This window comes from Acinetobacter sp. Root1280, from assembly GCF_001425285.1.
In the GTDB taxonomy this organism is placed as follows: Bacteria; Pseudomonadota; Gammaproteobacteria; order Pseudomonadales; family Moraxellaceae; genus Acinetobacter; species Acinetobacter guillouiae.
Genome location: NZ_LMED01000012.1, coordinates 384275 through 399449, shown reverse-complemented (window position 1 = coordinate 399449; position 15175 = coordinate 384275). Strand labels below are relative to the sequence as shown.

The following is a 15175-nucleotide window of genomic DNA, read 5'->3' as shown; positions in this document are numbered from 1 at the left end:
ACCCGAGGACACCTTTATGCAAAGAGTGAAACATCTAAAAATTAATACAACACTACTTTGCTTATCGGTATGTATCACACAGAGCTTATATGCTGAAGTGGAATCTCAAGATTCCATTCAGCAACATTCTGCGCAGCAACTTCCAACCATCAAAATTGAAGCAACACGTTCTGATACCAGCATATTAAACACCCCAGCATCGGTATATAGAGTTGATCAACAACAAAGTCAAAATAATATTGGGGTAAACCTCACTGAAACACTCAAAGGAATTCCGGGTTTACAGCTCAATAATCGTGAAAATTATGCCCAAGACTTACAACTGTCTATGCGCGGATTTGGCGCACGTTCAACTTTTGGGGTACGTGGAATTCGTCTTTATGTCGATGGGATTCCTGCGACGATGCCAGACGGACAAGGCCAAACTTCAAATATTGATTTAACGAGCTTAGATCATATTGAAGTACTTGGTGGGCCCTTTTCATCACTGTATGGAAACTCCTCTGGGGGGACTATTCTCACCACGACCAAAGAAGGAACAGGGCGTGATTCGGTCGAGTTAGGATATTCAGGTGGCAGTAATAATAAAGGCCGTGCTGACATCACCTTACAAGGTGGTGCAGATAAAGCCAATGAACCGAGCTATGTGATCAGTTCTTCTTATTTTGATACCGATGGTTATCGTGACCACAGTGCCGCAAGAAAAGTGTTGAGCAATGCCAAACTCACGTGGGACTTAGATGATGGTTCTAAGATCAATTGGCTGATCAATCATGTGGATATTTCCGCTGATGATCCACAAGGTTTGACTCGTGAGCAATGGAAGCAAAATCCTAAACAGGTCAATGACAGTAAAAATATCTATGATGTTCGTAAAGATATTAACCAAACACAGACAGGTATCAATTGGACTAAGCCCCTGAATGATCAACAAGAGCTTTATAGTATGGCCTATATTGGTCATCGTGAAGTGACTCAATACCAGTCTATTCCAAGTTCTGCTCAAAAGAATCCACGCCATGCAGGTGGGGTGATTGATTTCGAACGAGATTTTTATGGTACTGATTTACGTTGGACTGGCAAAGACTTATTACCGAATACACGGATCAGTGCAGGCTTGGCTTATGATGCGATGAATGAAGATCGTCAAGGATATGAGAATTTTAATGCCAAGGGCGAATATGGGGTAAAAGGCAACTTACGCCGTGATGAACGAAATACTTTATGGAATTTAGATCCATATTTACAGGCAGCTTGGCAATTTTTGCCGACTGTACGTCTAGATACAGGATTGCGTTATAGCAATGTTCATTATGAGTCGAAAGATCACTACATCATTGGTTTGAATGGCGATGACAGTGGTCAAACCGATTATCAAAAACTGCTCCCATCAGCTGCTTTGACATGGGAAATTACTCCTGAGATCAGCAGTTATCTCAGTTATGCCAAAGGTTTTGAAACACCAACCTTTACCGAAATGGCCTATCCAACAGAAGGAACGGCAGGGATTAACTTTGCGCTTAAACCTTCAACCAGTGATAACTATGAGCTTGGTTTAAAAGCACAAAATCGTCTAGGTAATTTTACTGCCGCAGTTTTCCAAAGTAATACCCAAGATGACATCGTTTCTGCGGGAACACTCAATGGACGTGCAACCTATCAAAATGCAGATAAAACACTGCGCCAAGGGGTAGAGCTGTCTTGGAATAAAAAGCTGTGGAAAAATTTAACGGCTCAAGCCAGTTATAGTTTCCTTGATGCAACATTTGATGCAGACATTCCCAACACAGATCCTAAAAAAGTCATCCAAAGTGGCAATTACATTCCGGGAATTGCAAAAAACCAAGCCTTTGTATCTTTCGGCTGGTTGCCTGAGCAGGGCTTTAATGCAGGTGTAGATGTTCGATATATGGATAAAATCTATGTGGACGATCTCAATACAGATACTGCACCAAGTTATACAGTAACCAGTATGAATGTCGGTTATATCTGGAAAAACAACGATTGGAAAGTACGTAGTTTTGCTCGAGTCGATAATTTATTCGATAAAAATTATGTCGGTTCAGTCATTGTAAATGATGGTAATAGTCGATTCTTTGAACCTGCTGATGGTATTAACTGGAGTGCAGGACTCAGTGTCACCAAACAGTTCTAATTCATTGGGAAAATAATTTATGTCTGCTCAACCAAAGTTATTTGAATCTATTCAATTTGGTTCACTCTCCCTCAGCAATAAAATTATTATTGCGCCAATGTGTCAATACTCTGCAACAGATCAAGGTGAAGTGACTTATTGGCATGAACAGCAATGGGCAAGTTACGCTTTGTCAGGGGCGAGCTTATGTATTATTGAAGCAACAGCGGTTCAAGCCGAAGGGCGGATCAGTTATGCCGATGTGGGACTTTGGAATGATACACAACGGGATCAAATCAAAGCTTTACTCAATAAGGTAAAAAGCATTGCTCCAACACCTTTTGCTATTCAGCTTGCGCATGCAGGTCGTAAAGCTTCGACTGAAAAGCCTTGGTTGGTGAAGCAGGGGAAAGGTCAGATTGCGCCCGATCATGCACACGGATGGCAAACTGTATCAGCCAGTGATATTGCTTTTAGCCCGAATGATATTGCCCCGCATGAATTAACCATTGATGAAATTAAAACAATTATTCAAGACTTTGCGCAAGCGGCGATTCGTGCAGTAGATGCTGGTTTTTCTCTGATTGAAATTCATGCAGCGCATGGGTATTTACTGCATCAATTTATGTCTCCATTGTCTAACCACCGAACTGATGAATATGGTGGAAGCTTTGAAAATCGTATTCGTTTTACATTAGAAGTTTTTCAAGCCATTCGAGCAGTTGTACCAACTGACTATCCTGTAGGTGTACGTATTTCTGCAACCGACTGGATGGATGCAGAAAATAGCTGGAATATTGAATCAAGCATTGGCTTATCAAAAGCTTTAGCGCAACTTGGTGCTGCTTATATTCATGTATCTTCTGCGGGATTACACATTCAACAAGATATTAAAGTGGGTGCAAATTACCAAGTCCCTTTTGCAAATGCGATTAAAAAACAGGTGAATATTCCTGTAATTACAGTGGGCTTAATTACCGAAGCTGAACAAGCTGAACAGATCCTTCAGCAAGGTGAGGCAGATGCAATTGCATTGGCAAGAGCGATCTTATATAACCCCCGCTGGCCTTGGCATGCTGCAGCAAAATTGGGTGCAAAAATCTCGATTGCACCACAATATTTACGTTGTCAGCCGCATGGAATCAAAGATTTGTTCTCAGCATATTGATGGCATAACAGTTTTGATTCACTCATTAGTCTTTAAACGTATTTAAACTGAATAAAGATAGATTCTAGGATATATCTTTATTTGTATGATCTGGAAAAGGAACGGCTTGAATGGTTTTTTCGGTAATTTTTCCAGTATTTTTCCTGTTATTTTTAGGTTTTATATCTGTCAAAATCCAATTGATCTCTAAAGAGCAAATTACTGCAATTGGTGCTTTTGTAATCAAAATTGCATTACCTGCTTTATTACTTCATGCACTGGCTGCAAAAGATTTACATGAGATTTGGTATCCTGCTTATTTCTTTGTTTATGCAGGGGTCACTTTTACTCTATTTATTTTGGCCTTTATTTTAGGGCAAAAGCTTTTTAACAACCATTTTACCCATGCTTCTGTGTTTTCACTTGGCGCATCAATGTCCAATACCGGGTTACTGGGCGCAGCAATTTTGACTTTGCTGATGGGTAGTGAAGCCATGATTTATATTTCACTGATTGTGATCATTGAAAGCGTATTTCTTGTACCGCTGATGTTAACCTTGGCCGAAATAGGGCGACAAAGACAAGCCAATTTAGCCGCTATTTTAAAAACAACATTTCTGACTTTATTAAAAAACCCATTGTTCTTGTCAGTGATGATTGGCATGAGCTGTGCGATCTTCGAAATTCAAATTCCACATGTATTAGACCAAGTATTTGCCTTGTTAGGTCAGACTGCCTCACCTTTAGCGTTATTTATTATTGGTGGTGGGATGGTTGGGATTACGATTCAATCACTTAATCTGCAAACTATTTATTTGGTGGTTTCTAAAAATATCTGTATGCCGATATTGGTCTATTTAGGCTTGACTCATTTAACTGATTTGGATCAAAAGATGATTTATGCAGGTACCTTGATTGCCGCTTTGCCTATGCCTTCTATATTTGGAATTTTTGGGCAAGTCTATGGTTTAAATGAAAAAGCACTGACACCATTGATGATTAGTACTTTACTGAGTTTTATTGTGGTGAGTGTTTTGATTGGTGTTTGGTGGTAAAAAAATACTCTCTTGCGAGAGTATTTTTTTAAGAGCTGCTTATTTTTTTGCTGGTGCTTTGGGAGCAGGTGTTTTGCCTTTTTCAGCAATCAGTTTGTTTACAACATCCAAAGACTCTTTTGCCTTAGGCACATTATTTTTAGCAAGTTCTGAGAAAATCTTTTGTGCTTCTGGCAGATTTTGATCAATGATATTGCCATTGGTCAGCATATTTCCGACAGCCATCAATGCTGGAATATATCCTTTTTTAGCTAAATCTTGGATTGATTTTAAACCTTGATTGACTGCGGCTGCATTTTTCTTCTTTAAACCATCGGTGATGTCATATAGCGCTTTCGCATGAATCGCGGGTGCAAAATCTTTTTTCACTAAAGGATCAAGTTTTTGTAAGCCAAGCTTGTCAGATGCGGGTGTGCCTTCAGCAAATAATAAAACCGCAAGTTCCACTGTAGCATCATCAAATCCTTGAGCAGAGGACTTTTCTAAGTATTCACGAACTTTCTTTTCGTCTTTGGCTAAGCCCAATTGACCTACCGCATAGCTTTGTGCCAAGACATAACTTGCAACAGGATAGCCTTTTGCAGAAGCATCTTGATAATATTTCAAAGCTTTCTTATCGTCTTTGGTTGTGCCTTGTCCCGTTTGGGTTAAATAGCCTAAGTTATATAAGGCTTGCGCATTGCCAGCTTTTGCAAGACGTTCAAGTTCTTGATACGCCGCAGGATAGTTTTTTGCTTGAATCAGCTCTTGTGCTTTGACAAATGCAGGGTCAACGTTACTTTTAGCTGTATCTGCTGCAAATGCAGAAATACATGAAAAGCTGAGTAGTGTAGCGAATAGAATTTTTTTCATTTTGACGATATACCTTGTTTTAATTTCAACATAATTCCATTTATGGTGTGAGAACATTGTTGAGGACGTTTTTATCATAATTTGAAAATTATAAATGTAAACATGCCTATTGTATAAGTTAGTGTATTTAAATTTTAATTTATTTATAAATAAGAAAGAATTAAGGATATTTTAACAACATTAAAGCCTAGAGAAATTTTTTATTCTCTAGGCTGTGGGCTGTTATTTTACTGCTTTGAGGAGTAATTCAATTTCGCCTGCCTCACGTGCGCCTGAAATACGGGTGCCATCTTGTAAGAAGAATGTCGGTGTACCATCGACTTCGAGTGATTTTGCTAAAGCAATGTTTTTCTCAATTGGGGTCGTACATGACTTGTTTGAAGTCGGTTGTTTCTTGTCAATTAAATAGTCTTCCCACGCTTGGTACTGGTTTTTAGAGCACCAGATTTGCTGTGAAATACTTTCAGCATTTGGATGTAAACGGGTAATTGGGTATAAAAATAAGTAAACGGTTAAGTTGTCGATATTTTTTAATTCTTTTTCAAGATGTTGGCAATATGGACAGTCAGGATCACTAAATACGTAGATTACACGTTCACCTTTACCTTTGACATGCTTAATGGCTTGTTTCAACGGTAATGATTTTACATCAATACTTTTTAGGGCTTGCATACGTTCTTCGGTCAGGTTTTTTTGTTCTTTAAGATCAATTAAATTGCCGACAAAGAAATATTTTGCTTCTTCATTGGTATAAACAATACGTCCACCCATATAGACTTCATAAACATCTTTAATTGGTGAGTTTTGTACCGATTTCACCTGAATCTCAGGATATTTGGTTTTTAAGTTTTGCTGCAAAGTTTGAATATCTGCATGTGCAGAAGAAAAGGTAAAAAGACCCAAAGTCAGAAGAGATAACCAGATTTTCATGTTAAAGCTCAAAATAATAATGTGGATATTGTGCACTCAATAATGATCAAAAATATATTGAGATCATGTAATTGCCAATGCGATATTCAGTTGATACCACGTTTAATTTCGTATTGTATTCTGGATACCATGGCGTGTTAACTCATTTCTGAGTTGTTGGATATATTGATTTAATTCTACTTGTGAGTCACTCCGTAAACGTAATTGCGTACTAAAATTAAAGATTCTGCTGCGTTTTCCATTGCGCTGTAAAATTTGAAAGTGCCCAAGATAACCACCATTCGCTGTTGTCCTATGGGCACTAAATTCAACGCATGTGACCTGATCTAAAGGGTAAGAGGTCATCATCAAATTACTGACGATCAGTTTATGGTTACGTATATAAAATGGGGCAAAATTTAAATTAAACCGTTTAAAGATCCACATCAGCATACTCAAAAATGCTACAAACATGATTGGAATAAACAAGCCCCAATATTTGTCTGAGCGGTTAGTTGTCTCTACTTCGAGTAATTCTACATGTTTGGCTTCAACCATTTTTTGCTCATCAATCCATTGTCGAATAGCGTCAGTGCGTGGTTGAGTTCTCAGTAAATTCTGAATCGTTTGTGGGTCACGAATATGATAAATCGTGGCCTTAACCAGTTGGCTATTTCCCAACTGATCAAAATAGTAAAATGCATTGCCATTTTTCCATACAGTGCCATAGTTGTAATTTACATCTCCAAGTTTTTGCCATGTGGAATGAAGTGGTTCAGCTAATTTTAGAATATGGGTGGATTTGGAAGAGGCTGATCCTTTATTGCTGCGATATTCACTGGCTTGTAGATAGAGTATTTGTGTGCCATCAGAAAAAATCAGCGGTGCGATTTCTTTAAACGCGTTGCCTAAAAACGGATTATCACCTGCGCGATGCATTTTTTTCTTATTCAGATCAAAATAGTAAATCCCCGTGTCGTTATAAAACAAAGCATGGTTAATGTGATCGCCATGTTCGCTTAAGAGATGATAGGGGGCGTATTTGGGATCAAAGGCAAATTCGTTGACATAGACCATACCATCGACAGGATTGAGTAAATAATATTGGTTATTTAAACCATCTATTTCAATACTATAAAGTTTTCCATTGTCTTTTAAATCGAGCAAAGTGTTGTTGTAATAGACGTTTTTACCATCCGCTCGATAGGCATAGTTACGTTCGCCTAAGACAAGTTTGAGTTGGTCTGGATTGGCTCCAGAAAGCAATTTCCCTTGAAAATAGGTGAATGTCCCATTACTTGCCGTATCATTTTCGGAATTAACACGATAAGGCCAGTTGCCTCGTTCAAGTTTAAAATAGGGGTAGAGATAGCTTTGTGGTTTTGAGCCTAGGGCAAAATTTTGTTGCATGATTTGCCAAATTTCTCGAAGCGCAGCTAAATCCTTATTTCGTTCGGTGGAGGGGGAGCAATACCAAGTGTCTTTTCCAGCAGTAAAATAACCATCGCCAATGGTCTTCACCTGTTGAGGTTGCACACCTTTTAGGATGATATTGCCACAATAGACATGTAGTTTATCTGCACCTAGTTGTCGGTATTGGTAATTATCATTGGGTAAATAAAAACTTTGAATATCTGCTTCTGGGATCAAATAATCACCATTGCTGGGTACAGCGGCATAGATTTGGTTGTTATATTTTTCAAATATCCCAAGTTTTTCTGTAGTCGCAGTAAAAGGAATCTCATCTGAATTTGAGTCAGAAAATCTAAATATAAAACTAAAGCTGAACAGAAGCGCGCATATCACTAAGATAAGCATGAAGGTTTTAAGGATAGAAAATACTTTCAGTGGATTCTGCATCATTTATTTTATTGTTAAATATTGATCGGGTTGAGTTATGGCAATTTAAGGTTGTTTTGTCATCACTTTAATGATGAATTGGTCATGCTGATTGATGGCAAGGTCTTTATCATTTAAGGCAAATAGGGTTGCATAGCCTCTGTTAAAATTTCAATTAACTCTTCATCCATATAGTGATAATCGTCTGGAATATCCAATACCATGACTTTTTTATGTTGTAACTGGTTGGGGAATTTCTCTTTGATATTTTGTTTATGTTTTTGCTCCATGACAAAAATCATATCTGCCCACGTAATATCTTTGGCAGAAATACGATGTTTGGCATGTTTACTTGTTCCAGCGGAACGTGTGGAAATGCCATAGCCCACTGCAAAGACACGCTCGGCAGTGGGGCTACGCCATTGGTTACGACTACAAATAAAAAGGGTGTTCAATCAGCAGTCTTCCAAAAATCATATTGTGCTTGTTTTCGTCTTTTGGCAGAAGAAATACGTGGATATTCAATTCTTAATTGTTTCGAGCGAGATCTTTTTAACGATCTGTTCCAAAGTAATTTCCAGTCTTTTTCTGGTTTCCAAAGGCTTGAAGTATGTCTGCAATCTCGACCGCGGTGTAAATAATTTACCTTACGTCTCCAAGCGCGATTGCGGTTTATTTCATTTTCAAAATATTGTTGTGTAATGTCCATAGATAAAAACTCATGAGTTGATCGGGTTCAGCAGCCGCGATAACACATGATTGGGCTATTTTATAAGTATTTATCTGGGTAAACAAGCTGAATGATTTTGATAATGTTTATTTAGAGCCATTTTAAAGGCAATGAAAAGGGTATAATTCTGGCTAAATAGAACGTGTGAGTAGATGATGTTTATTAAAGGCATTAGACGTAATTATGACAAAGTCAGCCAAGATGACAGTATTGCTGATGAAGATAAGATAGATGCTTTGTTGATCAAACTGGGTGGTGAGTTTCTTGTCAGTAAGGATGACCGTGTTTATATTTTTGAAAAGGATGGTCAGACGGCCAAGTTTGATGCAAAACATGCACGGGCATTTCACTTTAAAGATTATTTGTGTAAAGACATGAATAAATTATTTCATGGGTTTTAATCAACAGCTAAATCTATTGGGCTTTTGGTGTTTACCATGAGCCTGATGTGCTACTACCATTTGAGCTGTCGCTTAAATCTCTACTGCTACTTGATGAGCTTGAAGTCGAAATTGAATAGGATGATCGTGCTAAAGTTGATGGTCTTTCTTTAAACCATTCTTGATATTCTAATGGATAATTATGTTAATAAGGTTTGGCAATTGAATCTAACAACGCCTAGAACAAAAAATAGTATAAAGGCACAGAAAAGAATAAATATCTAAAAAGATCGCAGCGAAATTACATATAGTGATCACATGAAAAATAACCTAAGTATAGACAAAATAAGGATTTTTTCGTAGTCTGTATTACGATTTTTAACAAATATTAAAAAAACATGTCGAATAATATTTATTTTACCTTAGAAAAATGTGGGCTGGCTGCTCAAAAGCGTGTTTTGCATATCCAATTTAGCAATCCTGATTTGACTGCTCAAGTGTTCCTACAACGTATTGATGGGATGCATGAATTAAACAAAGGCATTCATTTACAATTGATTTGCTTGTCTACGTCAATGAATATTCCATTAAAGCAATTTATCGGTAGCCAAGTGGCTGTCGATATTGTGAATGATAAATCAGAACTTAATCGAATTTCAGGGGTTGTGACCCAAGCAGATGTGGGCGCGAGCGATGGTGCGCTGACGATTTACCGCCTGACAGTTGAAGACGCAACAGCACTTTGGAAGCATCGTAGAAATTCCAGAGTATTTATGAATATGTCTGCGCTTCAAGCAGTTGAAGTTATATTTCAGGAATGGCGCGAGCGAAGCCCATTATTGAGATAAAAACTTTGCCCCAAGTACCAACAGGTCATAGCTTAAAGTTTAAATATGTATCTAACCTACCTGATCAAATTAATAGTCAAAATAAAAACCTTACATTAGGAAAGGAATTGTTTATTGTTTCCAGAAAAAATAATAAATTGATTCAAAAATATTTATTAAATGGGAATGCAGGAGATAATAAATATTCTTTTTCTGGACGTTTTTATACACCTCTTAATGAAGATGTAGATGCTATTTTGTTTATGAGTAATGCCCCATACTTATTCTTTAATCAGAATGATGACTTAGAAGAAATAGATTTTGATACTTTTGAGGGAAATGATTTAATTATTACAGAAGCGGATAATAATAAGGTTTAAAAATGTCTAAATTATTAAGAATCAAACTTTTGATTTCGGATTCTAAAGGGGTTCCTATAAAAAATATTAATGTCCGAACTAAGTATGTTAATGGGGCATCTTTTCTCGATGAAAAAACTAATAATTTTGGATATCGAATAGTTGTTGTTTCAGATAATAGGGAATTTGAAGTTTATGTTGAAAAACCAAATGGCGAAATGGAATTTATCAAAAAATTAAACTCGCATTCATCAAGCAGGAATGTTCAGAAAATTTTTATAAAAAGGCCTATTAGTGCTTATCAAACAAAAGGTGGTGGTGGCCTAAATAATTTAAAAATAAAATTGATAGACGTAGATGGGCTTATACTTAAAAATTTCCCTATACAAACGGGTTATAATAAATCTACTAAATTTTCTAATAGAACAACTAATGAAAATGGTATAGTTGAATTTCAAGCCTCCCCTAACAGAATAATAGAAATTAAATCTATAGATTTGGCTGATAATTTTATTGCTATCGGTTATTTTAATTCAAATGAAACGTCTACTGTTAATGTTAGGCATAAGTATAAGTTGAAAAATTTTATTTCTAAAACTACAGCTACAATAGTGGATATTGATGGTACTCATATCTACCCTGATGTAAAAGTAAAAATTACATATAATAACAGCTCGGGTGTAAAAACTATTAAAAGTGGCCTGTTAAATATAACGACTCTTATAGGTTATCCAATTGAATTGACTTTTTATAAGCCGGATAATACACCATTAGAAACAAAAACTTATGTTGCTTCGAGAGTAAAACCTATTCATGGGTTTGAAATTCGTATGCCTGTTAATTTAACTAGTGGAACAACAAATCCTAATAGGCCAAATAGCACTCAAACCTCTCCAACAGGGCTAAATGAATTTTTGACCTCTTGTATTCCATTATATACAGGAGATATGATTACTGAAGATGATTATGTAACTGCGGCTACTCAGTTAGGCTGTGAAGTGGCAGCAATAAAAGCAGTTGCAAAAACTGAAAGTCCTAGGGGAGCTTTTAGTACATTATTAGGAAAAAAAGCGCCTACTATTTTATATGAACGTCACTATTTCCAAAGATTTACAGCATATAGGTATGATGCCAGTCATCCTATCTTATCAGGGCCTCAAGGGAATTATGGACTGTACTCTGCACAATATAAAAAACTAATAGAAGCAATGGCAATTAATGAAGATGCTGCGTTAAAAAGTTGTTCTTGGGGGAAATTTCAAATCATGGGAGCAAATTTTAAGAATTGTGGGTATTCAAATATAGCAGAAATGGTTAAAGATGCCTTTAAAAATGAAAAAGTGCAGTTAAATCAATTTGTGAATTTCATAAGATACGATCCAAATCTAGTAGCTGCAATTCAAGCAAAACAATGGACAAGATTTGCAAAGGGATATAATGGTGCCAAGTATTATAAAAATGCTTATGATAATAAAATGAAAACTGCTTATGAGATATTTAAGAGCAATCCAAGTCAATTACCATAGGATATTTACTGAATGAATAAAAAAATTATTTTTTCTCTCTTTATGATAGGCTCTGTTTCCACACAAGTGAGTTTAGCTAATAAAAAGTATGTTCATGATGAAAAGGATCGCCAATGTTTATATATAAATAATAATCAAAAAGTTTTGTTAGCTGGTATGAATGAAAAAACCTATTTCTTCTTTCCTTGTAATAAAATTATATCAACATACGATGTTAAGTTTTCAAAAGGGACTTACTTAATATCAGAACTTTTATTAGCTACTTCCCCTCAGGTTGATCAAAAATATATTAGAGCTATTAAGAGTACTGATAATAAACTCTACGATGATACAAATTTTTCATATTTGCTTTCTACTTGCATACCATTAACTAAAACTAGAAATCATAAATTAGTAAAATATCTCATTGATAAGAAAGAAAATTTAGAAAAAACATGTGACATTGATAATAGTCTTTTGTTAATCAATCAAAAAGTATTTTTATATGACAAGGTGGGAAATGATTTTAAAATAGGAAAGGCTTATCTAGTTAAAAATGACAAAGTCCAAGTTAAGGATTATTTTTTTAAAAAGAATGAGTTATGGCTGTATGTTGATTACAATAATTCTGTAAAAAAATGGATTCCAAGTAAGTCAGTGAATTTATAAAGGATCCTATACCTATTACTTAAAAGATTATGGCTGTAAAGACATGAATAAATTATTCCATGGGTTTTGATACTCCTTGAAAATTAGTGAACTGTTCAATTGGGTTGTAAAAATGCTTTAAGCACTTGGATTAGCCCTCTATCGATGTATTAATGGTGGTTAGGGCTTTCTAAAGTAATAACTTTTGAGTTGTCATTGTTTATTTTCTTAGTTCTGTTTTTTGATGCACTGTGTGCCGTAGAATGAGAGTGAATGCATTAATCCACTACAACAATACTTTCGGCGCTTGGCTAAAAACAATATAAAATAATGGTTTGTATTTGGATGGTCTTTGTATTTTTCTAGCAAAATTATTTGACTATATACTCGTGCTTCAAGTTATATAATATAAAAAAGAAGGCTGTTTTTCCTAAGATTAATCGAGACGTATCTATGATGAAAGTACTGTCAATCTTATTCATAAGTTTAGTTTGTTCAATGGGGATTTTAGCTCAACAGCCAAATCTTGTGCCTCAGCAGGTTAAGTTAAAAAATGGGAAGCGCTTTTCTTTAAATCTTCCAGAAAATTACGAAATTATTCCAGCGGCTGAGGGCTTAAAGCGAGTTCGTTTTTTTAGCAAAGCTCCTGATGGCAGAATGTTTGTAACAGATATGCACGATTTGACTGATAATAAAAAAGGCATCGTTTATATTTTGGATGAATGGAACCCTGAAACGGGAAAATTCGGCAAAATTATTCCTTATATGACGGGGCTGAAGAACCCTAATTCAGTTCAATTTTATACAGATTCTTCCGGACAAGATTGGTTGTATTTAGCGGAAACTAATCAACTGACCCGACGAAAATTTACCAAAGGTGAAATTAAACCAACCGATAAAGCCGAAGTTTTAGTGACTTTTCCTGACTATGGTTTAAGTTATAAATATGGTGGTTGGCATCTAACGCGATCAATTGCTGTGGGTGGGAACGGGAAAATTTATGTTTCAGTCGGTTCAAGTTGCAATGCTTGTACTGAGAAAGAAAAAGTTCGGGCAACAGTATTAGAAATGAATCCCGATGGTTCGCAACAAAAGATTTTTGCTACAGGTTTACGCAATGCAGTCGGTTTAAAATGGGTTGGTAATTTTTTATTTGCCACCAATCAAGGTGTGGACCATTTGGGTAAAAATAAGCCTGATGAAACTTTTTATGCACTCAAACGTGATGCAGATTATGGCTGGGCATCATGTTATTCGTCGAATGGAAAAATTTTGGCAGATCCAAAATTTAAACGTCCGTCAGGTTGCAAAAATGTATTGCCTCCTTATGCCTATTTCCCTGCGCATTCATCTGCACTTGGTTTTGACTATTTTGATCATCCCAATACAGATGACACCATCAAAAATTCTTTTTTAGTTGCTTTACATGGTTCTACCGATGCCACGATTGGTCATGGCTATAAAATTGTGATTATGCGTAAAGGGCAAAAATTACAGACATTTATGGATGGTTTTTTAGTGGGCAAAAATGTCTATGGTCGCCCTTGTGATATTTATCGGGTAGATGAAAATTCATTCTATTTTTCTGATGATAAGAGTGGTGTGATTTATTATGTTCGGCAGAAAGAATCTTCCTAAATTTTGAACTTTTCTAAAATTTTAGGAGTTAGTAAAAAGAGCATGGCTGAGAATAAAAAATTCAGGTGGAAGTAAAAATATAAATTGTCGATAAATCTTTGGAAGCAGTACTAGATCAGAAAGTATTTATCTATGAAAATAAAGCTAACCAATTGCTATTGTTAAAGTTGTTGTGATTGACTCAATCATTTTATTCTCTAAATAAACCTACAAGGTTGTAGGTTTATTATTGTAGACAATTTTGAGAAATTACTGCGGTCTAGCCACATCACCACTTAAGCTTTCAGGTAATGCTAAAACAGTCACGTCTAACTCTTCTAAAGCCTCAGGGCGGGCAACCACAAGCGCAATATAACCATTTTCAAATGCTGCACTGTTTACCACTTGAACACCTTTATTTAACTGTTCAGCTTGAGCAGGGGCAGGGCCTGTACCTTGAATGACATGTAACCATGCTTTTGGTTTTGCCTTAAACCAGAGGCGTGCAATCACTTCCTGACCAAGATAACAGCCTTTGTCATAATTGATTCCTTCACGTTGGTGTAAGCGTAATTCTTGTGGTTGAAATACATGTTCAATTGCTTGATTTATATAAGCCTGACCAGTTTGAATTGCAGCAATTTCCCATACTGAAATATCGGTTTCTGTAGCAGAAAAATCAGTCGTTGAACCATTCAATGTTGGAAAAACTTGTCCAGTTTCTTCAATCTTCATTTTAGAAAAAGCGCCATATTTTTTAATATGTTTGGCAAATTCTTCGGCTTGATCTTGAGTCGTAACAATCTCTAAATGTTCAGGATTAATTTTTTTAAGCCATAAGCCAAAATGGATACGGCCTTTAAGATCACAAATCGCAGTATATTGGGTGATATTTTCAGCCAAAGCTTCAACGTTTACAGTCACTTGACCTTGTAGAAATTTGATTGCATCAACACCAATCAAGGTAAATGAGGAGAAAGCTAGATCGCTCATGAATTGCTCGCTTATCTTAAATCTAATACTAAAGAATTAATCTTATTTTCCGCTATTTTTCAAAAAAAAGCAGATTTAGTGCAAATATTTTAATGAAGTTGTTACTAAATATTTCCAAAACCCCTGTTTTTATATCTAAGTTTATGAAATATAAACGATTTGGGAAATGGGTTTTCGACA

The 15175-nt window shown here is 36.0% G+C and carries 14 protein-coding genes and 1 pseudogene; 9 read left to right on the top strand and 6 right to left on the bottom strand.

Annotation, left to right across the window (positions count from 1 at the left end; genetic code table 11):
• Nucleotides 1-16: 16 nt before the first annotated feature.
• The 3 genes from ASC84_RS11725 to ASC84_RS11715 all read left to right on the top strand — a co-directional run bounded on the left by ASC84_RS11725 (nucleotide 17) and on the right by ASC84_RS11715 (nucleotide 4336).
• On the top strand, nucleotides 17-2155 hold the full coding sequence (locus tag ASC84_RS11725) for a TonB-dependent receptor (RefSeq protein WP_056514814.1): 2139 nt from the start codon (nucleotides 17-19) through the stop codon (nucleotides 2153-2155).
• 19 nt (nucleotides 2156-2174) lie between these two features.
• Nucleotides 2175-3302 carry an NADH:flavin oxidoreductase/NADH oxidase gene (locus tag ASC84_RS11720; RefSeq protein ID WP_056514812.1) on the top strand — a complete coding sequence of 376 codons (1128 nt, stop codon included), beginning with the start codon at nucleotides 2175-2177 and terminating at the stop codon, nucleotides 3300-3302.
• Between the two features lie 110 nt (nucleotides 3303-3412).
• Entirely contained in the window at nucleotides 3413-4336 is a 924-nt protein-coding gene (locus ASC84_RS11715; RefSeq protein ID WP_056514809.1) for an AEC family transporter, read from the top strand.
• A gap of 39 nt (nucleotides 4337-4375) precedes the next feature.
• Here ASC84_RS11715 and ASC84_RS11710 read toward each other — a convergent pair whose 3' ends face one another.
• From ASC84_RS11710 to ASC84_RS11690, 5 genes are all read right to left on the bottom strand, one after another.
• On the bottom strand, nucleotides 4376-5188 hold the full coding sequence (locus tag ASC84_RS11710) for a tetratricopeptide repeat protein (RefSeq protein ID WP_004722989.1): 813 nt from the start codon (nucleotides 5186-5188) through the stop codon (nucleotides 4376-4378).
• A 222-nt stretch (nucleotides 5189-5410) separates the two neighbouring features.
• Entirely contained in the window at nucleotides 5411-6118 is a 708-nt protein-coding gene (locus ASC84_RS11705; protein ID WP_004722988.1) for a DsbC family protein, read from the bottom strand.
• Between the two features lie 102 nt (nucleotides 6119-6220).
• Nucleotides 6221-7960, bottom strand: a complete 1740-nt coding sequence (locus ASC84_RS11700) for a DKNYY domain-containing protein (protein WP_056514805.1) — start codon at nucleotides 7958-7960, stop codon at nucleotides 6221-6223.
• A gap of 110 nt (nucleotides 7961-8070) precedes the next feature.
• Nucleotides 8071-8391, bottom strand: coding sequence for a low molecular weight protein tyrosine phosphatase family protein (locus ASC84_RS11695; RefSeq protein ID WP_056514801.1), 321 nt, complete (start codon nucleotides 8389-8391; stop codon nucleotides 8071-8073).
• The gene (locus ASC84_RS11690) at nucleotides 8388-8645 is read right to left on the bottom strand and encodes a hypothetical protein (RefSeq protein ID WP_004722985.1); all 258 of its coding nucleotides are present in this window, start codon (nucleotides 8643-8645) and stop codon (nucleotides 8388-8390) included. Before ASC84_RS11690 ends, ASC84_RS11695 begins: the two co-directional genes overlap by 4 nt.
• Nucleotides 8646-8821: 176 nt before the next feature.
• Between ASC84_RS11690 and ASC84_RS11685 the strand changes: the two genes are divergently transcribed.
• From ASC84_RS11685 to ASC84_RS11660, 6 genes and pseudogenes are all read left to right on the top strand, one after another.
• On the top strand, nucleotides 8822-9067 hold the full coding sequence (locus ASC84_RS11685; RefSeq protein WP_004722984.1) for a hypothetical protein: 246 nt from the start codon (nucleotides 8822-8824) through the stop codon (nucleotides 9065-9067).
• Nucleotides 9068-9444: 377 nt separating this feature from the next.
• Nucleotides 9445-9885 (top strand): annotated as a pseudogene (locus ASC84_RS11680) (contractile injection system protein, VgrG/Pvc8 family); the annotation flags it as partial.
• Nucleotides 9864-10253 (top strand): hypothetical protein, encoded by a 390-nt coding sequence (locus ASC84_RS11675; protein ID WP_056514794.1) that lies wholly within the window; start codon nucleotides 9864-9866, stop codon nucleotides 10251-10253. The pseudogene ASC84_RS11680 and the gene ASC84_RS11675, both read left to right, overlap by 22 nt.
• A 2-nt stretch (nucleotides 10254-10255) precedes the next feature.
• The gene (locus tag ASC84_RS11670) at nucleotides 10256-11758 is read left to right on the top strand and encodes an N-acetylmuramidase family protein (RefSeq protein WP_056514791.1); all 1503 of its coding nucleotides are present in this window, start codon (nucleotides 10256-10258) and stop codon (nucleotides 11756-11758) included.
• 12 nt (nucleotides 11759-11770) lie between these two features.
• Entirely contained in the window at nucleotides 11771-12406 is a 636-nt protein-coding gene (locus tag ASC84_RS11665) for a hypothetical protein (RefSeq protein ID WP_227515136.1), read from the top strand.
• Between the two features lie 432 nt (nucleotides 12407-12838).
• Nucleotides 12839-14023: a sorbosone dehydrogenase family protein gene (locus ASC84_RS11660; RefSeq protein ID WP_056514789.1), complete on the top strand. Its 1185-nt coding sequence runs from the start codon at nucleotides 12839-12841 to the stop codon at nucleotides 14021-14023.
• A 249-nt stretch (nucleotides 14024-14272) separates the two neighbouring features.
• Here the strand turns inward: ASC84_RS11660 and ASC84_RS11655 are convergent, their stop codons facing one another.
• Nucleotides 14273-14995: a folate-binding protein YgfZ gene (locus tag ASC84_RS11655; RefSeq protein ID WP_056514786.1), complete on the bottom strand. Its 723-nt coding sequence runs from the start codon at nucleotides 14993-14995 to the stop codon at nucleotides 14273-14275.
• Nucleotides 14996-15175: the final 180 nt, after the last annotated feature.